The 25647-nt window shown below is 62.3% G+C and carries 21 protein-coding genes and 1 other RNA gene; 5 read left to right on the top strand and 17 right to left on the bottom strand.

The features are described 5' to 3' along the window. Positions 1-18 precede the first annotated feature (18 nt). The 4 genes from GOX01_RS00355 to aroA all read right to left on the bottom strand — a co-directional run bounded on the left by GOX01_RS00355 (position 19) and on the right by aroA (position 7544). A complete protein-coding gene (locus tag GOX01_RS00355) occupies positions 19-3366 on the bottom strand; it encodes a glycosyltransferase family protein (RefSeq protein WP_062269256.1) in 3348 nt (1115 codons plus the stop codon). 244 nt (positions 3367-3610) lie between these two features. Beyond that, positions 3611-5323: a 30S ribosomal protein S1 gene (gene rpsA / locus GOX01_RS00350; protein WP_011252173.1), complete on the bottom strand. Its 1713-nt coding sequence runs from the start codon at positions 5321-5323 to the stop codon at positions 3611-3613. 254 nt (positions 5324-5577) lie between these two features. After that, on the bottom strand, positions 5578-6219 hold the full coding sequence (gene cmk / locus GOX01_RS00345) for a (d)CMP kinase (protein WP_011252174.1): 642 nt from the start codon (positions 6217-6219) through the stop codon (positions 5578-5580). Then, positions 6216-7544: a 3-phosphoshikimate 1-carboxyvinyltransferase gene (gene aroA / locus GOX01_RS00340; protein WP_011252175.1), complete on the bottom strand. Its 1329-nt coding sequence runs from the start codon at positions 7542-7544 to the stop codon at positions 6216-6218. Before aroA ends, cmk begins: the two co-directional genes overlap by 4 nt. 172 nt (positions 7545-7716) lie before the next feature. Here aroA and GOX01_RS00335 point away from each other — a divergent pair, with 172 nt between their 5' ends. Together GOX01_RS00335 and GOX01_RS00330 are read left to right on the top strand one after the other, a co-directional pair. Beyond that, positions 7717-8043 (top strand): TIGR02300 family protein, encoded by a 327-nt coding sequence (locus GOX01_RS00335; protein ID WP_024716857.1) that lies wholly within the window; start codon positions 7717-7719, stop codon positions 8041-8043. Positions 8044-8086: 43 nt separating this feature from the next. Then, positions 8087-8590: a chorismate--pyruvate lyase family protein gene (locus GOX01_RS00330; RefSeq protein WP_024716858.1), complete on the top strand. Its 504-nt coding sequence runs from the start codon at positions 8087-8089 to the stop codon at positions 8588-8590. 4 nt (positions 8591-8594) lie between these two features. On the opposite strand, the gene GOX01_RS00325 is transcribed toward GOX01_RS00330, so the two are convergent. The 8 genes from GOX01_RS00325 to GOX01_RS00290 form a co-directional block, all read right to left on the bottom strand. Continuing rightward, positions 8595-9353: an SDR family oxidoreductase gene (locus tag GOX01_RS00325; RefSeq protein ID WP_011252178.1), complete on the bottom strand. Its 759-nt coding sequence runs from the start codon at positions 9351-9353 to the stop codon at positions 8595-8597. 2 nt (positions 9354-9355) lie between these two features. Then, on the bottom strand, positions 9356-9952 hold the full coding sequence (recR, locus tag GOX01_RS00320; protein WP_011252179.1) for a recombination mediator RecR: 597 nt from the start codon (positions 9950-9952) through the stop codon (positions 9356-9358). Between the two features lie 25 nt (positions 9953-9977). Beyond that, positions 9978-10301, bottom strand: coding sequence for a YbaB/EbfC family nucleoid-associated protein (locus tag GOX01_RS00315; RefSeq protein WP_011252180.1), 324 nt, complete (start codon positions 10299-10301; stop codon positions 9978-9980). Between the two features lie 10 nt (positions 10302-10311). Continuing rightward, the gene (locus GOX01_RS00310) at positions 10312-12270 is read right to left on the bottom strand and encodes a DNA polymerase III subunit gamma/tau (RefSeq protein WP_011252181.1); all 1959 of its coding nucleotides are present in this window, start codon (positions 12268-12270) and stop codon (positions 10312-10314) included. A gap of 95 nt (positions 12271-12365) precedes the next feature. Next, positions 12366-12462, bottom strand: an RNA gene (ffs, locus tag GOX01_RS00305) — signal recognition particle sRNA small type. A 74-nt stretch (positions 12463-12536) separates the two neighbouring features. Next, entirely contained in the window at positions 12537-14336 is a 1800-nt protein-coding gene (gene ggt, locus GOX01_RS00300; protein WP_062269197.1) for a gamma-glutamyltransferase, read from the bottom strand. After that, entirely contained in the window at positions 14333-15133 is an 801-nt protein-coding gene (map, locus tag GOX01_RS00295; RefSeq protein WP_011252183.1) for a type I methionyl aminopeptidase, read from the bottom strand. The genes ggt and map overlap by 4 nt, the downstream gene beginning before the upstream one ends. A gap of 91 nt (positions 15134-15224) precedes the next feature. Further along, positions 15225-16271, bottom strand: a complete 1047-nt coding sequence (locus tag GOX01_RS00290) for a D-alanyl-D-alanine carboxypeptidase family protein (RefSeq protein ID WP_011252184.1) — start codon at positions 16269-16271, stop codon at positions 15225-15227. Between the two features lie 243 nt (positions 16272-16514). On the opposite strand from GOX01_RS00290, the gene clpS reads away from it, so the two are divergent. Continuing rightward, positions 16515-16946 (top strand): ATP-dependent Clp protease adapter ClpS, encoded by a 432-nt coding sequence (gene clpS, locus GOX01_RS00285; protein WP_011252185.1) that lies wholly within the window; start codon positions 16515-16517, stop codon positions 16944-16946. 129 nt (positions 16947-17075) lie between these two features. Further along, positions 17076-19391: an ATP-dependent Clp protease ATP-binding subunit ClpA gene (clpA, locus tag GOX01_RS00280; protein WP_011252186.1), complete on the top strand. Its 2316-nt coding sequence runs from the start codon at positions 17076-17078 to the stop codon at positions 19389-19391. A gap of 55 nt (positions 19392-19446) precedes the next feature. Here the strand turns inward: clpA and GOX01_RS00275 are convergent, their stop codons facing one another. Both GOX01_RS00275 and GOX01_RS00270 read right to left on the bottom strand, forming a co-directional pair. Then, complete coding sequence (locus tag GOX01_RS00275; protein ID WP_131973763.1) at positions 19447-19941, bottom strand: DUF3465 domain-containing protein; 495 nt, start codon at positions 19939-19941, stop codon at positions 19447-19449. 119 nt (positions 19942-20060) lie between these two features. Further along, the gene (locus GOX01_RS00270; RefSeq protein WP_228119110.1) at positions 20061-20753 is read right to left on the bottom strand and encodes a bactofilin family protein; all 693 of its coding nucleotides are present in this window, start codon (positions 20751-20753) and stop codon (positions 20061-20063) included. Positions 20754-21050: 297 nt separating this feature from the next. Here GOX01_RS00270 and GOX01_RS00260 point away from each other — a divergent pair, with 297 nt between their 5' ends. Beyond that, entirely contained in the window at positions 21051-22031 is a 981-nt protein-coding gene (locus GOX01_RS00260) for an adenosine kinase (RefSeq protein WP_041112616.1), read from the top strand. A 32-nt stretch (positions 22032-22063) separates the two neighbouring features. Here the strand turns inward: GOX01_RS00260 and hpnK are convergent, their stop codons facing one another. The 3 genes from hpnK to hpnI form a co-directional block, all read right to left on the bottom strand. Beyond that, a complete protein-coding gene (hpnK, locus tag GOX01_RS00255; protein ID WP_011252190.1) occupies positions 22064-22900 on the bottom strand; it encodes a hopanoid biosynthesis-associated protein HpnK in 837 nt (278 codons plus the stop codon). A 73-nt stretch (positions 22901-22973) separates the two neighbouring features. Next, positions 22974-24398, bottom strand: coding sequence for a hopanoid biosynthesis associated radical SAM protein HpnJ (gene hpnJ / locus GOX01_RS00250; protein WP_011252191.1), 1425 nt, complete (start codon positions 24396-24398; stop codon positions 22974-22976). Further along, complete coding sequence (gene hpnI, locus GOX01_RS00245) at positions 24395-25606, bottom strand: bacteriohopanetetrol glucosamine biosynthesis glycosyltransferase HpnI (protein WP_011252192.1); 1212 nt, start codon at positions 25604-25606, stop codon at positions 24395-24397. The genes hpnJ and hpnI overlap by 4 nt, the downstream gene beginning before the upstream one ends. Between the last annotated feature and the right edge of the window lie 41 nt (positions 25607-25647).

Here is a 25647-nt window from a genome sequence, read left to right as displayed (position 1 = left end):
AAGCCTCCTGCTCGCAGGTCAGGAAACGATTTTTCCCGCGAGAAGACGTTCCCCGCGTTCAACGTTCTCGGTGTGCAGGTCGACATATTCCGCAGACAGGATCGCTCCGTTGTCGAATGTCACGGCAATATTCGTCATTCTCGATCCGTAGACGTCTCCCACGACATTCACGAGAATGAAGCGATAGACGCCATCGAGCGGACGGGCATAGCCTTCGCGCGGCATGAACGTCCCGCTGAATCCGGCACAGATCGGCGCATCGCGATGCGCTGTCCCGACATCGGCGCGGATCACACGTTCCAGCGCAAAGAACACAATCTCGTCACGGCTTTCCGACACCAGTCCGCCATAGGCCTGACCAGCACGGGACAGATTGCGGAAGAACATCCAGCCACGGACCGACAGAGGACCATCCGGCGTCAGTTCAGCAGGCGGATCACCTGCCAGCCCCGTGAAATCATCGATGGAATAATCCAGCGCCCCGCCCGTGTAAGGATGCATCTGATGCTTGCCGACACCCGACAGCTTCACGCCACGCATCAGACCGTCACTATGGGAGACACGACGGCAGTCGGACAGGATGAGATCGTTGGAAGGCGCAGAACGGATGATCTTCCGGATCTGCCCGCCTTCGACCTCGATTTGCAGGGACGTCAGCTGGAACGCGCCCTGACCGTTGACCACGTTGATCAGACCGATGCGGAAACGTCCCTCACACCATTTGCCGCGCAGGGCCACCTTGCCGGAGAAACCGGCGCGGCGTGGCGCGTTGGCGAAAAGCTCCGCAATGTCTGCGCGGATCTCGCGCTGGCATTCCAGGAAGATCATGGCGCTGTCGGGATCTTCGCCCAGCAGGACCGTGAACATCTGACCCGCTGAACTGATCCCGGGCAGGATCATCCATCCGCGGATATGGAACTCGGGAGCCCCCAGGAAAGGTTTCTCTTCCATGTCGGAAAAGACGTGATGACAGATGTCATCGATATAGCATTCCGCACCCTGGACCGAGAACCAGTCCGAAACCGGAACCGGCATTTCCACGGACAGGTCCCGTACCGTCGGCGGATCGAAGATGTGACGCGGCGGTGCCTGGTGGCGCCAGGTAGGATGGGCCAGAAGGTGAACCTGCCCGGCATCCAGACGAAGCTCCGACACACCCATTTCGCGACGTGGCGCCGTATCGTGATAAAGCGTCAGCAGTTCGTCGGCATAGTCCCGGGCATGGGTCCAGAGCTCAGGCGTAATGTTCTGCATGATCTGACGGCGCAGGGGCTCGGACGACCGCAGCAGTTCCAGACGCTCGAGCACCATGCTTGGACGACTGATGGGAACCTTGAAACCGTTGACACCGTCTTCGACGCGGTCTCCCAGAGCGCCCACATCGGTCACGATGGGAATGAGACCATTCTGCCAGGCTTCGGACAGGGAGATGCAGTAGGTCTCAGGCCAGATCGACAGGTTCAGCGCGACATCCGCCACCTTCAGCGCATCGATATCCCCCATCTCGTAGCGGCCGTAAATCTTCACATTCGGACGCGGGACCGAGGTCAGGACCGCTTCATATTCCGGGTGCACATAGCCGAAGATATGGAAGACGAAATGGTCCGGATGGGCGATATCGATCAGGTTGAGGATCGTATCCGCACCCTTGGTGCGCAGGAAGTTTCCGACGATCGCAACGCCAAGAGGACGGTCCCCCAGAGGCTCGTAGGGCTTCATCACGACCGGAACGGTGTTGTCCGGGCTGGGAATGCCCATCACAAGGCTGCGCTTGCTATCGAGCACCGGATAGATTTCGTGCGTCAGGTTCCGGGAATGGACCGTACCGAACAGGATGGCGTCGACGGAATGCAGCATCTTGACCACAAAGGCACGACGGGTCTGCTCCCCGCCATGGTCCACATTTTCAGAGGCCTTGAGCGTGATGTCGGCCGCCAGAACGGAGCGCACCTCGTCCTCGACATAGCGGAGTTCGTGGTTCAGCAGGTTGTACCGGGCAGAAACCAGCCAGAAATCATGAGCGGAGAAAATCACGCCCGCGCCATTGGCCTTCGCGATGATCGGCAGCGACAGGGCATGATGCCCCAGATGCTGGAAATGGACGAGATCGATGTTGTACTGGCTGATGACGCTGGAAAACGCCATTTCTTCCGGCGAATCACACATCGCGTCCTGCCAGCCCACTTCCGGCACGTCGAAACGCTCCAGTTCGTGGCCATTGGCCGTGGTCAGACGGCAGAAACCGCCACGACGCAACCAGTAGAAATATTCCACATCACGCGACAGAAGCGTGCACAGGCCCTGCTGGTAGACTTCAACGCCACCCCATGCCCGCTCGTGAATCGTGGAATGCGTGCACATCAGCACACGCAGACGGCGGCGGCGATGCAGGGGTGCCAGGGCCTGCGTCCGGCGCCCGAAATCGGCTCCGGTAATGTCACGCATCTTCTCGAGACGGTGTTCGTAAAGGTGCTGCGACATGACAGATTTCTGCGCAGCCAGCGCGGCATTGCGACGCGCACCCTTTTCCTTGAGCAGACGCGCAATGGCATCCACAACCTGATTGGCATCCCGGGCGAGGGCAATGCCATTCACGGTCTCGAAATGCTCGGCGCTCATGCTTTCCGGGGCTTCCACGACCTGGGCAGCGCCTGCCAGGGCCAGCTCGAAGAAGCGCGGCCCCGGAGCCGTGGCCTGACTGACATCACCGTGGCTGGCATAGTCACGGAACATGGTCAGGGTGACGGCGCTGACATTCGCGAAATCGATGAAGGCTTCGTGGCTGATCGGGCGCTGGATGGCCAGCGCAGCCAGATCAGCCGGCAGGGGCGGAAGGAATTCGTTGGTCGGGCAGACGAGCTTGAGGCGGGCATCGGGGAACGCTGCGATGACCTTGCGCAGGGTATGGACGCGGTTGGGCCACATCGTACCGGCAAAGAAAATATCATATTCCAGCTCGGCAGCGGGAAGTACAGGGCGCTCGTGAATTGACGGACTTGCGGCCAGCGGGAGGTAATGGCCCTTGCCGTGATAGTATTCAGCACAGGACGGATCATTCGTAAAGACATAATCGAAGAGTTCGGCGTTCTCGACATTGAAGTCCCGCATGAAGGGGTCTTCGAAAGTCCAGAGAATCATGGTCTTGAAGGCAGGGCGCACCCGCCGGATCAGGGGCAGATTGATGCGCTGGGCATCCAGGCAGATCAGGACATCATGTTCACCTGAAGCCGCGATACCGGCCAGGCTCATGTTGTCCGCGACAACCACCTGCTCCTTTCCGAAAAGCGTCTGGGCTGCCCGCTGAACGGCAAGAGTCAGATAGGAATTGGGATTGTGGGTGTAGTTTGTGTTGTAAATGACCGCCATCAATCTCTTGGGCTCGGACGCCCACTCCCATATTCAATATTGGCCAGTCGTCCGGATTACAGCAGGGCATGCCCTCCGTTCACGACATTTCCGTCTCAGCGCTTTTTCTTTTGTAGCGGATCGCGCCATTAAGAAAAAGCCCACCCGGGAAGAATGAATTTTCAATAAAAAAGGGCCGCCGAAGCGACCCTTTTCATATCCGACCGGGAGAGGAGACCCTCTCCCGGCTCACCAGAGCGGAAGCTCAGGCGTCCGTGTTACGGCGACGGATGGCGGCACCCAGGATGTCACCCAGGGACGCGCCCGAGTCAGAAGACCCGTACTCATTGATGGCCTGCTTGTCTTCCTCGACCTCACGGCCACGGATCGTCAGGGCCAGCTTGCGCGAAGCGCGGTCAACGGAGACGACCTTGGCGTCAACCTTCTCACCGACTGCGAAACGCTCCGGACGCTGCTCGGCCTTGTCACGGGCCAGCTCGGCGCGACGGATGAAGCCGGTCAGAACGTCGTCGACCTTCACTTCGATACCGTTGCTCTGAACAGCCGTCACGACGCAGGTGACAACAGCACCCTTCTGGACGCGGGACAGGGTGTCAGCTGCCGGATCTTCCTGAAGCTGCTTGATGCCCAGGGAGATACGCTCCTTCTCGGGATCCACGTCGAGAACCTTGGCCTTGACGACCTGGCCCTTCTCGTAGTGCGACATGGCGGCTTCGCCCGGTTCGTCCCAGGACAGGTCGGACATGTGAACCATGCCGTCGATGTCTGCGGAAAGACCAACGAACAGACCGAACTCGGTGATGTTGCGGATCTCGCCTTCGATGATCGAACCGACCTTGTGCTCTTCCTCGAACTGCTCCCACGGGTTGCGCTGAACCTGCTTGAGGCCGAGGGAGATGCGGCGCTTGGCGCTGTCCACATCCAGAACCATGACGTCGACTTCCTGCGAAGTGGCGACGATCTTGCCCGGATGGACGTTCTTCTTCGTCCAGGACATCTCGGAAACGTGCACCAGACCTTCGACGCCCGGCTCCAGCTCCACGAATGCACCGTAATCGGTGATGTTCGTGACGCGGCCCGTGAAGCGTGCACCAGCCGGATACTTGATGGCGACGTTTTCCCACGGATCAGCTTCAAGCTGCTTCATGCCGAGGGAGATACGCTGCGTGTCCGGGTTGAAGCGGATGACCTGCACGCGAACCGGCTGACCGATCTGCAGGGCTTCGGACGGGTGGTTGATGCGCTTCCAGGCAATGTCGGTGACATGCAGGAGGCCGTCAACGCCGCCGAGGTCAACGAACGCACCGTAGTCGGTGATGTTCTTGACGACGCCGTCGAGGATCATGCCTTCCTTCAGGCCCTGGATCAGCTCGGAGCGCTGTTCCGCACGGGTCTCTTCGAGAACGGCACGACGCGAGACAACGATGTTGCCACGGGCGCGGTCCATCTTCAGGATCTGGAACGGCTGCGGCTGGCCCATCAGCGGTCCGACGTCACGAACCGGACGGATGTCGACCTGGCTGCCCGGAAGGAACGCCATGGCGCCGCCGAGATCAACCGTGAAGCCGCCCTTGACGCGACCATAGATCGTGCCGTTGACGCGCTGGTTGTTGGCGAACGCACGCTCCAGGGCGGTCCATGCCTCTTCGCGGCGAGCCTTCTCGCGCGACAGGACGATGGAGCCGTCACGGTCTTCGTAACGCTCGACATAAAGCTCGACGACATCGCCCGGCTTCACGTCCGGAGCAACGCCGGCCGGACCGAATTCCTTAAGGGACACGCGGCCTTCGCTCTTGAGGCCGACATCGACGATTGCGAATTCGTCGGTCAGGCGGACAACGCGGCCCGTAACGACGGAGCCGTCAAAGCCGGTGTCACGGCCCAGGGTCTCTTCGAGAAGGGCTGCGAAATCTTCGGTGCCGTGATTGGCCGTGGGGGTCTGAGTGGCTGAAGCCATGTAGATACTATATTCCCGGATGCCCGTTCCTTTGGCGGAGCGGATATCCACGTCTGCGCCAGATCCATGACGGACCGGACGTCTCCCCGCTGCCGCTGAACGGTCAGATCGGGTTGTTGGTTGTTTGACCTGCCTGCTAGACGCAGAACAGACCTTCTCCCTGCCCTTGCGGCCGGGTGATACGGTGCACCAACACCTTGTGAGGGCGCGGTGTCAATAAAAAAAGGCGCTTTTTCGGGCGCTACAGCGTCAGATCAGTTTCGCGCGCAACGCAGGGCAACGGTTTCGCATGCCTTATCAAGGACCTCGGCCGCAGAGAGCGTATCGGTCTCGATCAGAATGGCGTCGGGAGCCTGCACCAGCGGAGCGGTTTCACGCGATGAGTCGCGCTCATCCCGCGCCACAATCTCGGCCACGGCAGCTTCCAGGGCGCCCTCGTCCAGCGGAGTCCCGCCATGGACCTGATGATGCCGGCGCAGCGCACGGGTGCGTGGGGAGGCCGTGATGAAGAACTTCACATCCGCATCGGGGAAAACAACGGTGCCGATGTCACGCCCATCCACGACCGCGCCCGTTTCGGACGCGAAAACGCGCTGGCGTTCGAGCAGGGCCGCGCGGACGGCGGGCTGTGCCGCCACGAGAGAGGCCCCCCTGTCGATCTCGGGGACGCGCAGATCCGTACGGGCCAGATCGGCCTGTTGCAGAGCCTGTGCCTCAGCCGACGCATCGCCAGCCGGGTCCAGTCCGGCATTCACCATCCGGCGAGCAACGGCGCGATAGAGCAGGCCGGTATCGAGATAGGGCAGCCCCAGTTTTGCAGCGAGCGCCTTGGCGAGCGTGCCCTTCCCGGCTGCGGCGGGACCATCGACAGCAATGACAAGCGGACGAACGGTCACGGCGTCAGACCTGCGCCGAGCGCGTTCATCAGGTCCACAAAGCCGGGGAAGCTGGTTTCGATGAAAGCCGTGTCGTCCACGTTCACAGGCTTCTGGGCGGCAAGACCAAGCACGACGGCGCTCATGGCGAGGCGATGATCCATGTGGGTCTGGACCGTGCCGCCGCCGAGGGGGCCGTGATAGCCCTTCACGATGAGATCGTCGCCGATCACTTCGGTTTCGGCGCCGTTCACGTTCAGCAGCGCAACCGTGGACGCCAGACGGTCACTTTCCTTCACGCGTAGCTCTTCCAGACCGCGCAGACGGGACGCGCCCTCGGCAAAGGCACAGGCGACGGCAAGCACCGGGTATTCGTCGATCATGGACGGCGCGCGCTCGGGCGGAACATCCACGCCCTTGAGCTTGCTGTAACGCACATGCAGATCGCCGACCGGCTCACCACCTTCGACGCGTTCGTTTTCGATGGAGAGGCTGGCGCCCATTTCGATCAGGGTCGTGAACAGACCCGTGCGGAGCGGGTTGAGCCCCACGCCTTCAATCCAGATATCCGAACCCGGAACCAGCAGGGCGGCAACGATCGGAAAGGCCGCGGAAGACGGGTCGCCAGGGACAGTGACGTCACGGGCCGTCATCTGCACCGGCCCCGTCAGGGCGATTCGGCGACCGCCGGCATCAATGCGCGAGACATCCACCTCAACGCCGAAGTGGCGGAGCATGTTTTCAGTGTGGTCACGGGTCGCGACGGGCTCTTCCACAACCGTGGTGCCATGAGCATTCAGGCCGGCCAACAGAATGGCAGACTTGACCTGGGCGGATGCGACCGGAAGGCGGTATTCGATCGGCTTTGCCTCACCGGTGCCGCGGATCGCCATCGGCAGGCGGCCGCCCTCGCGGGTCAGAAACTCGGAGCCGTTGGCCGCCAGCGGAACAGTCACACGGCGCATGGGACGCGAGCGCAGGGACGCATCGCCCGTCATGATGCTGTTGAAAGCATGGGAAGACAGGATCCCGGAGAGCAGACGCGCTGCCGTGCCGGAATTGCCCATGTCCAGCACATCCGCGGGCTCGGTCAGGGCGCCCACGCCACGCCCCTCGATCACCCAGTCCGCACCTTCACGCGTGATGGTCGCGCCCAGCGCACGCATGGCGTCCGCCGTCCGCAGCACATCCTCGCCTTCGAGCAGGCCGGTCACATAGGTCCGGCCGGAGGCGAGGGCGGCGAACATCAGCGAGCGGTGGCTGATGGATTTGTCACCCGGGACACGGGTGCGGCCGGAAAGTCCCTTGGGGGACGCAGAGACGGTCAGGGGGCGCGAGACTTGCATGGCAATGTTCTTGCTGGGGCTCCCCTCACCTGTCAATCACCTCGTGAATCATGCCGGGGTGGCGCAGTCATGCGCCTGAAAACTGTCAGGAATCACGCTTCGGGATTTGACAGAGCGCGCACAAGCTGGCATGGCCGCGTTCCTTATTCGAGGCATTAGCAGGCTCCGCACAATGGCAAAACCCGAACTTGGTCTGAAACGGACATGCGTTGAATGCAGCGCCCGCTTCTATGACCTGAACCGCGTCCCTGCGGTGTGCCCGAAATGCGGCACAACGCAGCCGGACGATTCCCGTCTCAAGCGCAGCGAGGTTCCGCTGCCGGAAGAGAAGGATCCGAAGCCCAAGGCCGCCGAGCTTGAGGACGATGTGGATCTGGAAGTCGCCGAAGACGAGGACGATGATGATGTGATCGCCCCGGACGACGATCTGGACGATGACGATGATCTCAGCAATGACATCGAAGTCCCGAACGACAAGGATGACCGCGACGACAACTAAGGTTGTCTCCAAAGTCCTCTGCGCTGTTTTTTTGGCGGTACTGATGAGCGGCTGTTCTGATCCGGAAGGTGTTTTTGCCCCGGGCAGCGCAGCCGTTCGCGCATTCAGGGCCCGGCTCGACAGCCAACCCAGTGCTACGGCGGCGCTTCAGGCCCGCTGCCCCACCCCGATCCGCGTGATCCGCCTGAGCGTGGACCGGCCGGTGACGGAAGAGATCCTGACCCTGCTGCAGGTCACCGAGACCCATCAGGTCATGACGCGGCATGTCCGGCTGCTGTGCGGCAAGACCGTGCTGTCGGATGCGTGGAACTGGTATGTGCCAGAGCGCCTCTCCCCCGCCATGAATACCCTGCTGGAACAGACTGACACGCCGTTCGGACGCGTTGTGCAGCAGACGGCTTTCCGGCGTCAGAGACTCGAAACACGTTTTCCGGGCAGAGCATCGGGAATCGTTCTGGAAAACCGGGCGCTGCTGAGGCGCGGGGTCGATGACGCGCCGATTTCACTCGTCGTGGAAGATTATCTTCCGGCCGCTGTCCGACCCTGAGAGTTCAGGACGCGGGCGACCAGTTCAGGTGCTGCCCGCCGTCGAGTGCCAGCATCTGGCCCGTCACGGATGGAAGCGCGAACAGCGCAAGCGCGGCCTGAGCGATTTCCTCGGGCGAGGAGCCGTGTTGCAGCGGAGTTCGCGCGCACATGCTGTCAAAATGCTCCTGGCTCTGACGCACGGCCGGCAGGACCGGACCAGGGCCGATCGCATTCACACGCACCCGGGGCGCGAGGGCGAGAGCCATGGTCTGCGTCAGGGTCCATAATCCTGTGCGCGACAGGGTATAGCTGACGAAATGCGGGGTCAGGTTCCAGACACGCTGGTCCAGCATGTTCAGGATCAGACCCTCGGCACCTTCGGGAAGCGCCTGAGCCATCGCCTGTGAGAGAACGAAGGGGGCGCGGAGATTGGTTTCCAGATGCAGGTCCCAGCTTTCGCGGGTCACGCTGCCCATTTCGTCGCGGATAAAGGCGGAGGCGTTGTTGACGAGGATTCCGACCGGGCCAAGCGCGGCACTGGTGCGGTGCAGAAGCGCCTCGACCTCTTCCTCGCGTTGCAGATCCGCCTGCAAAACACAGCCTTTGCCGCCGATCCGCTCCAGCAGGGCTTCGGCCTCGCTGGTGCTGTCACGGCAGTGAATGGCGACCGCGAATCCCTGTTCCGCCAACATCTCCACGAGAGCCGCACCGATACGGCGCGCGCTTCCCGTGACGAGTGCGACACGGGGGACGCGTGAGGGAATCCGGAAGGGCAAAACCATGGTCAGAGGGACCGACGGGCCGTGAGAGCCGCAGCCAGTGTGCCGTCATCCAGCACATCCAGCGCGCCGCCCATGGGCACACCATGTCCCACGCGCGTCACGGTCACGCCTGTAGGCAACAGACGCTCCTGAAGCCAGTGGGCAGTCGTCGCCCCTTCGACAGTGGCGCTGAGAGCAAGAATGACTTCCCGCACCCCGCCTTCCTCGATCCGCTCGAACAGCGGGCGGACGTTCAGGTCATCGGGGCCAAGTCCGGCCAGCGCGGACAGGGTGCCGCCCAGCACCTGATAAACCCCGCGATGGACCCCTGCGCGTTCCAGCGCCCAGAGATCGCCCACGGTCTCAACCACGCAGATCAGGCCCCGGTCACGCCCTGCATCCGTGCAGATATGGCACGGATCGACCGTATCGAGATTGCCGCACAGGCTGCAGGTCTTCACCCTCGTGGCGGCGCGCTCCATCAGATGAGCAAGAGGCAGCATCCGGCTTTCCGGCTGGCGCAGAAGGGCCAGCGCGGCCCGGCGGGCGGAGCGTGGCCCCAGCCCCGGCAGGCGCGCAAGCATGGTGATCAGCTGGTCAATATCGCCATGGCCCATCATGGGCGTGCAGTCCCTGTCAGCCGGATCAGAACGGCAGCTTCAGACCGGCCGGGAGATCGAGACCGCCGGTGACATCGCGCATGGCTTCGGAGCTTGCGGCTTCGGCCTTGGTCTTGGCGTCCGTATAGGCGGCGACGATCAGGTCCTGCAGCGTTTCAATATCGCTCGGATCAGCCAGCTGCGGGTCGATCTTCAGATCGCGCATCTCGCCCTTCCCCGTCAGCTTGACGGTCACAAGACCGGCACCGGCAGAGCCATCGACAATGAGAGATGCCAGATTGCTCTGGGCGGCTTCCATCTTGGCCTGCATCTGGCTGGCCTGCTTCATCAGTCCGGCAAGGTTCTTCATCAGTATCGTCCTATCGGTTCAGGTTCAGATCGTCTTCATCAAGGAAATCGGCATCCAGGGGTGCGAATTCCAGATCGGGCGGTTCGTCATCGGTCAGCGGCACGGTGATTTCCGGCGGCAGACCGTATTCATCGAGGGAATGATCCTGCACTTCCCCGATCTTCGCGCCCGGGAAAGTCTTCAGGATGGCCTGTACCAGCGGGTGCTGCTCCACCGAAGCCTGATTGAGGGCCACGACTTCGGCGCCCTGCTCATCCAGCGTCGGCTCGCCCGGAGCCGTCGAGGCACTGACGCGCCACTGGCCGGGATAGACGCGGTCCAACAGCTTCTGAAGCTGGCGTTCGATGCGGGCCTGTGGCTCTTCGGCACGGATCTGCACATCCGGCGGCGAAAAGCGCACCAGATGAACGGCATTCCGAAGCAGTCCATGCAGGACGGGTTCGCGTTCGCGGGCCACCATTGCCACCATTTCGCGCCATGTGCGAGGTGCTGGCGGAAGCTCGGGTTCGGGCTCGGGTTCCGGGGCCGCCTCGGCATAACCGATACCGGGTTCGACGATCTCGCCACCATTCGCGACCAGACGGACATGCGCGCGGGGCCCGGGACCACCAGAGGTCTCACTGACACTGCTGGACGCGATGCCGCTAACCGCCCCGGACGGCGCGGCGGAAGACGCGCCCCCCGTAGGGCCGGATGGACCAGTCGGGAGCGACAGGTCCTGTCCCCCTTCCGTCAACTGGCGGATCAGGCGGTCCGGCGTGGGCAGCAGGCTGGCATGACACAGGCGGATCAGCACCATCTCGGCCGCCTGACGGCGATCCGGAGCGGTCTCGACTTCCTGCACGCCCTTGAGCAGGATCTGCCAGGCACGCCCCAGCACGGCATTGGACAGCCGGTCAGCCAGAGCCGCGCCGCGTGTGCGCTCGGCTTCCGGCAGATCCCGGCCTTCCCGCAGTGAGGGTATAGCTTTGAGACGCGAAATCAGATGCAGCAGATCCAGAAGATCCGCCAGCAGAACGCCGAGATCGGCGCCGCGGGCATAGGCCTGATCGGTCAGGTCCAGCGCATCCGCAGGCTTACCAGCCATCAGGGCATCCAGCAGATCGAAGACCAGTCCGCGATCCGCCAGGCCGAGCATATCGGCCACGGCATCGGCGTCGCTGGCCCCCTGGGCGATGGCCTGATCGAGCAGCGAGAGGCCGTCACGCACGGAGCCGTCTGCCGCGCGGGCGATGAGGGCGAGCGCATCTTCGGAAAGGGTTGCGCCTTCTTTGACGGCGATATTGTGGAAATGCCCGGCCAGAAGAGACTGCGGAACGCGGCGCAGGTCGAAACGCTGGCAGCGCGACAGGACCGTCACCGGAACCTTGCGCAGTTCGGTCGTGGCAAAAATGAACGTGACCTGCGGTGGCGGCTCTTCCAGCGTCTTGAGCAGCGCGTTGAAAGCGTTGCGAGAGAGCATGTGGACTTCATCGATGATGAAGACCTTCATGCGCGCCTGCATCGGGCGGAAGCGCGTGGCCTCGATGATTTCGCGCACGTCGTCCACACCGGTGCGGGAGGCGGCATCCATTTCCAGCACGTCGGGATGACGGTCAGCGAGGATGGCGGTGCAGTTGGGGCAGACGCCGCAGGGATCGGCGGTCGGGCCGCCCTTGCCGTCCGGGCCAACGCAGTTCAGGGCACGGGCGATGATCCGGGCGGTCGTCGTCTTACCCACACCCCGCACGCCGGTCAGCATGAAAGCATGTGCCACACGCTTGAGCTCGAAAGCGCGGCGCAGGATGCGGACGAGGGAATCCTGACCGATCAGGTCATCGAAAGTCTGTGGGCGGTATTTGCGGGCCAGAACGCGATAGGGCGTGGCCTCGGCAGCCGGAAGCGCAGACATTTCCGGCTCTGGCGCGTCTCCAAAGAAGCCGCCGCCATTTTCGGGCGGCAGGGGGAGATCGTCGTTTTCATCAGTCATGAAATTGTCTGACCCTCAGCACTGAGGATGGGACCGTGGAGGAACGGTCGGGACGCTGCACTTAACAAACCGGAGCGTCCGGTGATCTGTGTGAGGTAGGAGGCCGGACATTCAACCCGGATAAAACTCACTGCGGCTGCTTCCTTCCGGACCTGACCGGGTTGGCAAGGTATCCGTCCAAAGCCGACCTCCCGGCGCTCTCCTAACACGGAGAGAGGGGTGTCTGACAACCCCCAATCATCAGAGTGCGCCCTCATTATCCCGTCTTATTCTCCGACAGCCGCCCCGCCCATGTGCCGCGGATCAGCCGCACCATAGATCAGGCCGGTCTTGGCAGCAGAGAGGCTCGGGTGGTCGGCAAGAATGCCTTCGGCCACCCCCCAGGGGCGATGCGGCGACAGGGCATAACCTTCGGCCTTGAGGGTCTGCATGGTCTCGTCAGACAGCGCGCCGGGTTCCAGCTCGACAGCCGAAGGCTCCCACTGCTCGTGGATTCGCGGCAGATCCACGGCCTGACGGATATCCAGCCCGTAATCGATCACACCGAGAATGACGGACAGCGTGATGGTCGGAATCCGCGACCCACCCGGGCTGCCGATGACCATGACGGTTTTACCATCACGCGAGACGATGGACGGGGACATCGACGACAAAGGCGTCTTACCCGGCGCAATCGCATTCGCTTCCGAACCGACAATGCCGAACATGTTGGGCGCACCCGGCTTGGACGAGAAATCGTCCATCTCGTCATTCATCCAGATGCCGGTATGCCCGCCCATCACGCCCGCACCGAACCATCCATTGAGAGTATAGGTCGCGGAAACGGCCATGCCATCATGATCGAGCACGGAGAACTGCGTCGTCTCGTGCTTTTCCTGCGTGTCAGGTGCTGCTTGTGCCACGGGAGCGGGAAGCGGCTCCCCTGCCCTGAGCGTGCTGGACGACAAGGCGTGATCGGTCGGGATGCCCTGACGGATCTGATAGGCATAGGCCGGGTCGATCAGGTGCTCGACGGGGTTGTGCACGAAATCCGGATCGCCAAGATCGCGACGGTCCGAATAGGCGTGACGCATAGCCTCGACTTCACGCTGCACGGACGGTGCCGTGTGCAGGCCCAGCGCATGCATGTCGTAGCCGGACAGGATGTTCAGGATCTCGCAAAGCGCAACGCCACCACCGCTCGGCGGGGGCGCGGTATCGATCGTGTAGCCGCGATAGGTGCAGCGGATCGGTTCGAGATGCCGGATGTGATAGGACGTGAAATCGGCAGGCTGAAGCAGACCGCCGCCTTCCGTGCTGGCACGTACGATTTCTTTCGCGATCGGACCTTCATAGAAGGCTTTGGGACCTTCCTTTGCGACCAGCTCAAGGGAGTTGGCCAGATCCTTCTGCACCAGACGGTCACCGGCCTGAAGCGGCGTGCCATCAGGGCGCAGATAGAACGCCGGGGCATACGGATCCTTCTGGAAATAGCGCGTGGACGTATGCAGGAGATCCGCATCGCCCTGATTCAGAATGAAGCCGTCACGGGCCAACGCAATGGCAGGCGCCATGACCTTTTCCCGGGACAGACGGCCCCATTTCTGCAGGATAGCGTCCAGACCCGCCACCGTGCCGGGGATGGCAACGGCTTTCCAGCCCTCGGTGGAGAGGCCCGGAATAACCTTCCCCGAAGCGTCCTGATACATCGTCGCCGTTGCCGCACCTGGTGCATGCTCGCGGAAATCAATGAAGACCGTCTGGCCGCTCTTCAGGCGCAGGGTCATGAAACCCCCACCGCCGATATTGCCGGCTGCGGGATAAACCACGGCCAGCGCATATCCGACAGCCACAGCCGCATCGACCGCATTTCCGCCCTGCGCCAGAATCTTCGCGCCCGCATCGGAGGCGAGATGCTGGGCCGACACCACCATGCCGTGACGCCCCGAAGCCAGAACACCGGCACTGACATGATCCGGGCCAAAGGCCAGCGGATCATGGGCGGAGCTGAGCGCCTGAGGGGCGGCATTGGCGAGCGTCGTGCTGCTGATCAGGAGCGTGGCGAGAAGAAGCGGAAACGCTCTCATGCAGTCTCTCCATAAGGAGGCTTGGTATAGCCTTTGGGGGACAGGGTGAAGATTTCGCAGCCATCGGCCGTCACGCCGACCTGATGCTCGAACTGGGCAGACAGGGTGCGGTCACGGGTGACAGCTGTCCAGCCATCATCAAGGATCTTCACGTCCGGACGGCCAATGTTCAGCATCGGCTCGATCGTGAAGACCATGCCTTCCACGAGCTGCACACCCTCACCCGGCCTGCCGTAATGCAGGATGTTCGGCTCGGAGTGAAAGTCACGGCCAATGCCATGACCGCAGAAATCCCGCACGATGGAGAAGCGGTTGGCCTCTGCATATTCCTGGATGGCATGGCCGATATCGCCAAGCGTATTGCCGGGACGGACCTGGGCGATGCCGCGCATCATCGCGTCATAGGTCACATCGACCAGCTTCTCGGCCTTCTTGGGCGCCTTGCCCACGACATACATGCGCGAACTGTCGCCATACCAGCCATCCAGAATGGAGGTGACGTCGATATTGACGATGTCACCGTTGGACAGCTTCTTGGAGCCCGGAATGCCGTGGCACACGACATGGTTGATCGAGATGCAGCAGGATTTCGGATAGCCGCGATAGTTCAGCGGAGCCGGCGTGGCGCCATGAGCGATCGTGAAGTCATGGATAAGCTGGTTAAGCTCTTCCGTGGTGACGCCAGGCTGAACATGGGGGGTGATCATGTCCAGCGCCTCTGCCGTCAGACGACCGACGCGATGCAGATGTTTGAAATCGTCCTGATCGTAGAGAACGATACCCCGTGCCTTGTCCATATCTGCTGCCCGATCCTTCAATCTTCAAAAAGCCCGGACAAAATGCGTCTGTCCGGGCTGGATCGCAAGGCGGCAGGTCAGATTTTCGGCATCAGCTGTGCCGGGAACGCTTTTTGTGGGCGACGACATGACGCGCGCTGACCATCCGGACGGCCGCGCCATGATGGGAAATCCGCCCATAACGGCGCGGAGCGGTCGGGGCATCGGCCACTTCCATCGGACGCGACGACGCGAGCAGGACAGAGTGACGGAAATGACCGCGACGACGGGCCGAAGCCATCAGCACGCCGGACGGTGCCACCGGGTGAAGAAGCGGCTGGGGCGCGACCCCCTCATCGGCGAAGCCCTTGTCGAGCAGCGACACCATTTCCATCGAACGGCGGGTATTGTTTGGCGCCCCCATGACCACACCGATCAGGCGGACATTGCCGCGCTGGGCGGACGTGATGAGATTGTGACCCGCAAGATCGGTATAGCCGGTCTTGAGACCGTCCGCGCCCGCATAGATCTTCAGCATTGGGTCATGGTTCGGGACCATGCGGCGATGGAAGTAGAACGAAGGCACGTTGAAATAGTGATAATACTGCGGGAAATCCGAAATCAGATGCTGTGACAGCAGGGCAAGATCATGGGCCGTGGTGACCTGATCGGGGTCCGGCAGGCCGGACGCATTGCGGAAGGTCGTGTTGGTCATGCCGAGGGCGCGGGCCTGCTGCGTCATGAGCTGTGCGAAGCGGACCTCGTCCCCTCCACCGAGAAACTCGCCAAGGGCGCAGGCGGCGTCATTGGCGGATTTGGTGACGAGTCCCAGAATACCCTGTTCCACCGTCAGGCGCGTCCCCGGCACGAGCCCGAGCTTGGAAGGCGCCTGAACGGATGCGTGGATGGAGACCGGAACCTGCTCGTCCAGCGTGATCTGATGGGCCTCAAGAGCGCGGAAGGTCAGATAGAGGGTCATGAGCTTGGTCAGGGAGGCCGGATAGCGCTGAAGCTCGGCATCCGTTGCCGAGAGAACCGCGCCCGTGCGGGCATCCATCACATAGCTGGAGATATGTCCGGCATACTGCGCTTTGGCAGATCCCAGACCCATGGCTGTCATGGCGCACAACAGAAAAGCTTTCTGGAACGGGAAACGCATTTGTCTGACAGCCTCTGAACGGAACATCGTCGCGGGAAGGGTTTCGGGCTCTAAAGCCACCTGCATTGCAGGTACTCTAGGCGCATTGAAAACTTCCCGTCCACCAGCTTTGAAGGACTTTCCTTAATTTTTCGTAAGCAGACGGCAAACGCGGCAGCATCATGGCAGAAGGCGCATAAAAACCTCATTTCAGAGGCGTGCGGCCCTTCTCAAGACCGAAATTCGCACCATATCATACCGGTCATGTCTTCTTATGATCTTCCCCCCTGTCCGAATGGCCTTCCCCGTGCCGCATTCCCGCGGCTCGCATCCCGCATGGGGCCGGAGTCTCCCGACTCCATTCCGCCCCATGGGCCCGGGAACGGAGACGGGGATCAGGACCTTGACATCGGGGTGGTGGTGCGGCCGCGAACCCGGACGCGCAAGCCTTCCATGTACAAGGTCCTGATGCTCAATGACGACTACACGCCGATGGAGTTCGTGGTGCATGTCCTGGAGCGTTTCTTTGCCAAGACGCGCGATGAGGCGACGTCCATCATGCTCCAGGTCCATCAGCGTGGCGTCGGAATCTGCGGTGTGTTCACGTATGAAGTGGCCGAGAGCAAGGTGACACAGGTGATGGATCTGGCGCGCCAGAACCAGCACCCCCTTCAGTGCACGATCGAGAAAGACTGATCCGTCTGACAGACAGAAAAGCGCGGACGCAGGATATTTTCTTGTTTCCATCTGCGTTTCTGACTGGCGTTACACGTTACTCCGCGACAAGATACCTTTCCTACGAGAGGTCGAGAGGAGCGCCATCACATGCTGTCCCGTACGCTCGAACAGACGCTCCACCGCGCCCTGACATTCGCAGGTGACCGGCGTCACGAATATGCAACCCTCGAACATCTTCTGCTCGCGCTGACAGAGGACGACGATGCCCTGACGGTCTTCCGGGCCTGCGGCATCGACCTCGACAAGCTGCGCTCCGACCTGACGGACTTCCTGGACAAGGACCTGGCGGGACTGGCGGCAGAACGCCCGACAGAACCCAAGCCGACCGCGGCCTTCCAGCGCGTAATCCAGCGTGCAGCGATTCACGTCCAGAGCACGGGTCGGGACGAAGTCACGGGCGCGAACGTGCTTGTGGCCCTGTTTGCCGAACGCGAGAGCCATGCCGTCTATTTCCTGCAGTTGCAGGACATGACGCGACTCGACGCGGTCAATTTCATCTCCCACGGCATTGCCAAGGCTCCGGACCGTGGCGCGGGACGGCGTCCGGCCGCGGCTTCCAAGGACACGTCCGAACGTGAGGAGCGCAAAGAAAGTGCCAAGGAAGGCGCACTGGCAACCTATTGCGTCGATCTGAACGAGCGTGCGCGTGAAGGGCGGATCGATCCGCTCATCGGCCGCGATCAGGAAATCGAACGCACGATCCAGATCCTGTGCCGCCGCACCAAGAACAACCCGCTCTATGTGGGTGATCCGGGCGTGGGCAAGACGGCCATTGCCGAAGGTTTGGCCAAGCGGATCGTGGAAGGCGATGTGCCGGAAGTGCTGCTGAACAGCACGATCTACTCGCTCGACATGGGCTCGCTTCTGGCCGGCACGCGGTATCGTGGCGATTTCGAAGAGCGGCTGAAGGCCGTTGTGACGGAAATGGACCAGACCCCTGGCGCCATCCTGTTCATCGACGAGATCCATACCGTGATCGGTGCCGGTGCGACGTCGGGTGGGGCGATGGATGCGTCCAACCTGCTCAAGCCTGCGCTTGCCGCGGGAACGCTGCGCTGCATCGGATCCACGACCTACAAGGAATTCCGCCAGCATTTCGAGAAGGATCGGGCGCTCGTCCGCCGGTTCCAGAAGATCGATGTGCCGGAGCCTTCGATCGAGGATGCGGTCAAGATCCTGCGCGGCCTGAAGGGCAGCTACGAGAAGCATCACAAGGTCCGCTATACCGACGAGGCCCTGCGCGGCGCGGTCGAACTGGCGGCCAAGTATGTGCATGACCGCAAGCTGCCGGACAAGGCGATCGACGTGATCGACGAAGTCGGCGCAGCCCGTATGCTCGTGCCCGAGAACAAGCGCCGCAAGACGGTGACGCTGAAAGACGTGGAAGAGGCCATCGCCAAGATCGCCCGCATCCCGCCCAAGAGCGTCTCGGCCGATGACCGCGAGACCCTGCGCCACCTGGAGCGGGATCTGCGGAACATGGTCTTCGGACAGGACAAGGCGATCGACGCGCTGGCCGCGGCGATCAAGCTGTCCCGCGCCGGACTGCGCGATGCGGAAAAGCCGATCGGCAACTATCTGTTCTCCGGCCCCACGGGCGTCGGCAAGACGGAAGTGGCCAAGCAGCTTGCCAACTCGCTTGGGATTGAGCTGATCCGCTTCGACATGTCCGAATACATGGAGCGTCATTCGATCTCCCGTCTGATCGGTGCGCCGCCGGGTTATGTCGGCTTCGACCAAGGGGGCCTGCTGACGGATGCCATCGATCAGCATCCACATGCAGTCCTGCTGCTGGACGAAATCGAGAAGGCCCATCCGGACCTGTTCAACGTCCTGCTTCAGGTCATGGACCATGGTCGCCTGACGGATCACAACGGCAAGGTCGTTGATTTCCGCAACGTGATCCTGATCATGACCACGAATGCGGGTGCGGCGGATCTGTCTAAGGAGACGATCGGGTTTGGCCGGACCGTGCGCAGCGGCGAGGATGAAGAGGCAATCAAGCGCCTGTTCACGCCGGAATTCCGCAACCGTCTGGATGCGATCATTCCGTTCGCCAACCTCACGCCGGAAACGGTGGGCCGTGTGGTCGAGAAGTTCGTACTGCAGCTTGAGGCCCAGCTGGCCGATCGTCACGTCACGATCGAGATCTCCTCAAGCGCAAAGGAATGGCTGGCCGAGCGCGGGTATGACCGCCTGTATGGCGCGCGTCCTCTGGGGCGTGTCATTCAGGAACACATCAAGAAGCCCCTGGCGGAAGAGCTGCTCTTCGGACGGCTGGCTCAGGGTGGTGCCGTGAAGATCGGCATGAAGAACGGTGCGCTCGACTTCGACATCATCGAAGGCCGGGACAGCACCAAGGGCGAAGATGGCGCTTCGAAGAAAGACGAAGCGACAAACTGAAGCCCAGCTTTAAAAGAGAAGGCCCGGGAGACATCGTCTCACCGGGCCTTTTTCGTTACTGGTACCGGGTGCCGTTCACGACCACATAGCCGGGCCAGCGCCATTTGCGGCTCGTACCGTGATGGGTCCAGTCCACGCCCTGACGACGCAGGCTGTCGTAATAGTACCGGCCCTGCACCTCGACCTGATCGCCCTTGTTGACCCAGGGCCATTGGGGAGCGTTCATCTGGTCCAGATCGGAGACGATCCGAATGGAAACGCCCTGCCCGACCGACACATAGAAATAGCCATGCCAGCCGCTGCGGGTCCGTTTGGCTTTTGGGGAAATGGCGAGAACCTGCCCGCACAGATGCTCGGGAAGATCGATGCGAGTGGGGCCGGACTGCTCAAGACCCTGCTGATCCGCAAGAAAACGGGCATTATCGCAGGTGGCCGGCATGTCATGGGTGGTCTGGCCCGTCAGGGCCTGACCGAAAAGACCCTGTGCGGAAGCGGCGAACGGGGCGCACAGCAGGGCTGCGGCAACTGCGGGGAGCAGACGGAATTTCATGGAATTTCTCCTGTCTGGGCGGCCCTGTGCGATGTTCTGCCGCCGGCGGAAAGGGCCCGGACACAAAAAAGCCCGCCCCGACACGGGAACGGGCTTTCCTGCTGGTCCGGGAAAACGGATCAGGGTGCTTCGCTGGAGCCTTCACCAGCAGCCGGCTCGGCCTTGGCGGCTTCGCTGGCAGCCGGGCGTGCGGGCGCACCATCCGTGATCATTTCGAGCTGACCGGTGATCTGGCCACCGTCCTCGACCTGCAGGCGACGGCACTTCACCTTGCCGATCAGACGGCCGGTGGAGCGGATCGTCAGGCTGCCATTGACGGTCAGGGTCCCGTCAATCGTGCCGGCCAGTTCCGCGTCCTCGACTTCAACGCCACCGCGGAAGACGCCGCCATGCGTGACCTGAAGCTCGCTGGCCTGGATCATGCTGGATTCGACGGTCCCCTCGACCACGAGACGCTCGGCGTCCTGCACCGAACCCTGGACGCTGATGCCGCGGCCCACGACGAGCGTGCGACGCTCCGGACCGGTCTGGCGCGGTGCGCCCGGAACGGCAGCCGCACCGGGGCGCGGAGCCCCTGCCGGCATCGCGCCCGTCGGAGAGTTGGGGGACGGCGGTGCCGGGAAAGGGGTACGACCCATGGGAGCGGGGTCCTTCTGCTGGTTGGGCTGCTGGGGACTGGTAGGCGATCCGGATCCTGACGCGGGAGCCGTCTGGCTGGGAGCGTCCGGCCGGTTGGGGAAAATGGGCTGTCCTGCGAGCTTGCTGTTCTCTGCAGGTTTGGAGTCATCTTCCGGTTTGCGTCTTCTGAACAAGGAAACCCCGCTGCGGATCTGGAAAAGAACACTCTCTGTCTAGGACGTCTCCCGTATGTTCCATCGCGAGGGCGGAACAGTCAGGGCGGGCCTTTCGACAACGCTACACGCTCACCACCCGGCGGGACAAGACGCGCATTTCCATAAATGTGACGAATGGCCACGCAGGAAAACGGCGCCGGGCGGACCGGGAGTTGGCGTGAACCCAGAGGGGACCTATGATCGTGTTGATTTAATGGCGCAGTCTGCCCGTTAGATGTTTTTTCCGAAGTTTTCAGCGACCTGACCGGAGTTCCAATGTCTGCACCCCAGCATGACCTTCTGTGTATCGGCAATGCCATCGTCGACGTCCTCGCCCCTGTGGGCCAGGATCTGATCGACGGGCTTGGCGCCGCTGCCGGGAGCATGACCCTGATTGACGCTCCTACGGCGCATGCCATCGAAAGCCGCGTCGATATCGAAAACGTGACCGGCGGCGGTTCCGGCGCGAATACGGCCGTCGTGGCAGCCCGCATGGGCGCAAAGGTTGCGTATCTCGGCAAGGTGACGGCTGACGAAGCCGGCGACCACTTCACGCGTGACATCCGCGAACAGGGCATCACCTTCCCGTCCGAGCCGCTGCCAGCCGCCGATGGCACCCCCACCGCACGCTGCATCGTTCTGGTGACGCCGGAAGGTCAGCGCACGATGTTCACCTATCTCGGCGCCTGCACGGAGTTCACGCCCGAGGACGTGCATGAATCCGTCGTGGCCGATGCTGCGATCACCTATCTGGAAGGCTACCTGTACGACAAGCCGCAGGCCCAGGAAGCATTCGAGCACGCTGCCCGTCTGGCCCGCAAGGCCAACCGTCAGGTCGCCCTGACGCTGTCCGACACGTTCTGCGTGGAACGTCACCGCGCCGCTTTCCACGAACTCGTGGCCGGTCACGTGGACATCCTGTTCGCCAACGAGGCCGAGCTTCTGGCGCTGTACGAAGTCACGGATTTCGAAGAAGCCGTCACGCAGGTCTCCGCCGAGACGAAGCTGGCCGTCATCACGCGTGGCGAGAAGGGCGCGGTCGTGATCGGCGACGGAGAGCGCCATGACGTGCCGACGACCGAAGTGAAGGTCGTGGACACCACGGGTGCGGGTGACGCATTCGCTGCGGGCTTCCTCGCGGGTCTGAGCAAGAAGCATGACCTCGTGACCTGCGCGAAGCTGGGCAACCAGGCCGCCGGTGAGATCATCACCCGTTACGGCGCACGCCCGACCGAGGCGTTTACGCTGACGGCCTGAGCCTCGCCCTGCCCCATCGGTCAGGGCCGGTCTTACAGATCGGCCCAGCCGATGCGGGTGACACCATACCGGTCGAATGACGCCCGGACAGCCGGGTCCAGAAGGGCGGCCAGCTCGCTTTCCTGCTCATAGCCCGGCATGAAGCGCTTCATCATGGAATTCTGGGCCGTGGCGGGGTGGAAATAGATTTCGCTCGTGCCCTCTGGCAGGCGCGGAATAAGGCCGCGGATATGGTCCGGCGTCATATGACCGGACCAGCGCAGGCCGAAACACCAGTCATTGGTTTTCAGGCCGGCCTTGCGGATCTGGTGTCGCAGGACGCCGATCCAGTGACGCAGGGCGCGGTCTCCCAGCGTATCGTTGGCCTCGACCGGTTCCGGCGGCTCGAAAGGCGAGCGGACAGCCTGCAATCCATGCTCCAGCCCGGACTCGATCAGGAAATGCCCCACGGTCGGATGCAGATGCATGTGCTTGTGGGCGTTGGCATGATCGAGCGTCAGCCCGGTCGCGGCAAAGGCCCGGAACTGGGCGGCGATCTCACGGCGCAGGGCATGACGCGCGGCCGGACAGAAGAAATACTCGACACCCAGACGCAGCTGGTTACGCCCGAACCAGCCCTGCTCATCCGTGATGGCGGGAAGATCGAGCACGGACTTGCCTTCGATCGCCACGACATGCAGCCCGACCTTCAGGTCCGGCATGGTCTTCGCCCGCCGGATGGCGTCTTCGGCGGCATCACCGGCAACCATCAGGCTGGTCGTGGACAGGATGCCGTTGCGATGGGCCTGTTCGATGGCCTCGTTGACTTCAAGGCTCATGCCGAAATCGTCGGCAGATACGATGGCGCGGCGAAGGGCGCTGGATGTCATGGCTGGTCTCACGAAAAAGGGGCCATGACATCTGCCATGACCCCTGAGTAACGTCCGGTCAGGCGCGCACCGTTCAGGCGGCGTGACGGTCCTTGAGGAACTGGAAGAACTCCACCCCCTCACGCAGACGACGCTTCATCATCTGCGGGCTGCGGACCATCTCGTTGACGATCGAGGCGATCTTGGAACCGCGGAAGTAGAACTTGCGATAAAATTCCTCGACGCTCTCGAAGATTTCCGTGTGCGACAGATGCGGGTAGTGCAGCGGTGCGATCTGCACGCCGCTCTCATCGATCAGCTCGGCTTCCGCCTCGTTCAGCCAGCCGTTTTCCGTCGCCTGCTTGTGCAGGAACGTGCCCGGATACGGCGCGGCCAGGGAAACCTGCAGGGTGTGCGGGTTGATTTCCTTGGCGAACTCGATCGTCTCCTGGATGGTCTCCTTCGTCTCGCCCGGCAGGCCGACGATGAAGGTTCCGTGGATCTTGATGCCCAGCTTGTGGCAGTTGCGCGTGAATTCCTTGGCGGTCTCGACGCGCATGCCCTTCTTGATGTTGTGCAGGATCTGCTGGTTGCCGCTCTCATAGCCGACCAGCAGCAGGCGCAGACCGTTTTCCTTGAGGACCTTCAGGGTCTCGTAGGGCACATTCGCCTTGGCGTTGCAGGACCAGGTGACACCGAGCTTGCCCATTTCGCGGGCAATGGCTTCCGCGCGCGGCAGATCGTCCGTGAAGGTGTCATCATCGAACATGAATTCCTGCACTTCAGGGAAGTACTGCTTGGCCAGACGTACTTCGGCAGCCACGTGCTCGGGGCTGCGGGTGCGGTAGCGATGGCCACCAACCGTCTGCGGCCACAGGCAGAACGTGCAGCGCGACTTGCAGCCACGACCCGTATAGATCGAGATATACGGGTGCTTCAGGTAGCCGATGAAGTAGTCGTTGATGTTCAGGTCGCGCTTGTAGACCTCGGTCACGAACGGCAGGCTGTCCATGTCCTCGATCATCGCGCGATCCTTGTTCGCGATGATCTCACCCTTTTCGTTGCGCCAGGTGATGCCGTCCACTTCTGCGAGCGGCTTGCCTTCGGCAATTTCCTTGATGGTGAAGTCGAACTCGTTGCGGGCCACGAAGTCGATCGGGCCGCCCTTCTCCATGCTCTCCATCGGCTGGACGGCAACCTTCGCGCCCACCATGCCGATCATCAGCTTGGGGTTCGCATCCTTGAGCATCTGGGCGACGCGGACGTCGGATGCGAAGGACGGCGTGGAGGTGTGCATGACGACGAGGTCACGGTTCTTCACGTCTTCGAGAATGGGATCCATGCCCATCTTGGCCGGCGGAGCATCGATCAGGCGCGATCCGGGCACGAGCGCGGCAGGCTGCGCCAGCCATGTCGGATACCAGAAGGACTTGATCTCACGCTTCGCCTGGTAGCGGGAGCCAGCGCCACCATCGAAGCCGTCGAAGGAAGGAGGCTGGAGAAAAAGGGTTCTCATCATGATCGGACACTCCTGTGGGTGGCGCCGGCCTGGAGCGAGGGGGCGCAGGACGCGGAATTACGTTTTCTTCGGGCGATATGGACCGTTCTGCCCCGCCATGCAACGCGTGATCCGCGCGCACTGCCCACCATAATGGCAGCAGACAGCCAGTCACGGACAACCAGAAGCGGGATTGCGGCCGGGAGCGGGCACTCCGTGGCACGGTCCATGATGCGGCTTCCGATGGCGCGCACCAGCCATGTCAGAAGCAGCATGAACCATGTCCACCAGGCGTTCGGACGGAACAGGACAGCCGTCACGGCCCAGAACAGGGGAAGCTGGATGGCGGACAGTCCGTAGCCGACAGGCGCGACGTTCTTGACGGTCCGTCCCCAGCGCAGTTCATGGGCCAGCAGGTCGCTGATGGAGTGCTCGCCCACGGTGGTATGGGTCAGGGTGGGTGCAATGGTGATGTTCTCACCCCGCGCCCGGATAAGCTGGCCCAGTTCGGCATCATCGGCCACATGATCGACCAGCGCCTCAAGGCCGCCGATCTCCTCAAGGGTCTGACGCCGCAGGGCCATCGTGGCCCCGAGACAGTCCTGACGTCCCAGAAAACGGGACATCATGACGCCGGGCAGGAAGTTATGATTGATCTGGCAGGCGCCGAGCTGCTGCACGATCGTGCCTGCAGCCGGACGACCGGCATACAATGTCGTAACCAGGCCCGTCCCCTGCTCTTTCAGACTCGTCACGACGTGACGCAGATAGTTGGGACTGGCGTGAATATCGGAGTCGGAAATCACGATAATGTCATGACGGGCTTCGCCGTACATGTTCATCAGATTGCCGACCTTGCGGTTCGGACCGTGTTCCTGCGGGTTGATCACCACGCTGACCGGAATCCGCGGATGACGCGCCCGAAGGCGCTCAATGACGGCCAGGGCAGTATCTTCCCTGTCCTGAACGCCGAAGACGATCTGGAAATCCGGATAGTCCTGCGTGAACACGCTTTCCAGCGCATCCTCCAGCAGCGGCTCATTGCCATGCAGCGGTTTGAGAACCGTAACTGACGGCCAGGTCCGGTCTGACAGGCGCAGGGCGTCATCCGCTCTGCGCTCCGTCCGGCGGAACCGTGCGAGCAGGGTTGCGCCCGCCAGCGCCTGCAGATTGCCGGCGGCGGAAACAAGGGCGCAGAAACCGGCCGCGATCGTAAGAGGTAAGGGCACGACGGTCTTCTAGCCTTCCCGAACGTTTTTGGGAAAGGGTG

Origin of the sequence: Gluconobacter oxydans (genome assembly GCF_006539685.1) — a bacterium.
Taxonomy (GTDB): domain Bacteria; phylum Pseudomonadota; class Alphaproteobacteria; order Acetobacterales; family Acetobacteraceae; genus Gluconobacter; species Gluconobacter oxydans.
Note: the sequence above shows the minus strand (reverse complement) of the source record. Positions and strands in the feature narration are given on the sequence as shown.

Coding starts and splice junctions, on each gene's coding strand:
- GOX01_RS00355 (WP_062269256.1), bottom strand. CDS start 3,366: ATGGCGGTCATTTACAACACAAACTACACCCACAATCCCAATTCCTAT.
- rpsA (WP_011252173.1), bottom strand. CDS start 5,323: ATGGCTTCAGCCACTCAGACCCCCACGGCCAATCACGGCACCGAAGAT.
- aroA (WP_011252175.1), bottom strand. CDS start 7,544: ATGCAAGTCTCGCGCCCCCTGACCGTCTCTGCGTCCCCCAAGGGACTT.
- GOX01_RS00335 (WP_024716857.1), top strand. CDS start 7,717: ATGGCAAAACCCGAACTTGGTCTGAAACGGACATGCGTTGAATGCAGC.
- GOX01_RS00330 (WP_024716858.1), top strand. CDS start 8,087: ATGAGCGGCTGTTCTGATCCGGAAGGTGTTTTTGCCCCGGGCAGCGCA.
- GOX01_RS00325 (WP_011252178.1), bottom strand. CDS start 9,353: ATGGTTTTGCCCTTCCGGATTCCCTCACGCGTCCCCCGTGTCGCACTC.
- recR (WP_011252179.1), bottom strand. CDS start 9,952: ATGATGGGCCATGGCGATATTGACCAGCTGATCACCATGCTTGCGCGC.
- GOX01_RS00315 (WP_011252180.1), bottom strand. CDS start 10,301: ATGAAGAACCTTGCCGGACTGATGAAGCAGGCCAGCCAGATGCAGGCC.
- GOX01_RS00310 (WP_011252181.1), bottom strand. CDS start 12,270: ATGACTGATGAAAACGACGATCTCCCCCTGCCGCCCGAAAATGGCGGC.
- ggt (WP_062269197.1), bottom strand. CDS start 14,336: ATGAGAGCGTTTCCGCTTCTTCTCGCCACGCTCCTGATCAGCAGCACG.
- map (WP_011252183.1), bottom strand. CDS start 15,133: ATGGACAAGGCACGGGGTATCGTTCTCTACGATCAGGACGATTTCAAA.
- GOX01_RS00290 (WP_011252184.1), bottom strand. CDS start 16,271: ATGCGTTTCCCGTTCCAGAAAGCTTTTCTGTTGTGCGCCATGACAGCC.
- clpS (WP_011252185.1), top strand. CDS start 16,515: ATGTCTTCTTATGATCTTCCCCCCTGTCCGAATGGCCTTCCCCGTGCC.
- clpA (WP_011252186.1), top strand. CDS start 17,076: ATGCTGTCCCGTACGCTCGAACAGACGCTCCACCGCGCCCTGACATTC.
- GOX01_RS00275 (WP_131973763.1), bottom strand. CDS start 19,941: ATGAAATTCCGTCTGCTCCCCGCAGTTGCCGCAGCCCTGCTGTGCGCC.
- GOX01_RS00260 (WP_041112616.1), top strand. CDS start 21,051: ATGTCTGCACCCCAGCATGACCTTCTGTGTATCGGCAATGCCATCGTC.
- hpnK (WP_011252190.1), bottom strand. CDS start 22,900: ATGACATCCAGCGCCCTTCGCCGCGCCATCGTATCTGCCGACGATTTC.
- hpnJ (WP_011252191.1), bottom strand. CDS start 24,398: ATGATGAGAACCCTTTTTCTCCAGCCTCCTTCCTTCGACGGCTTCGAT.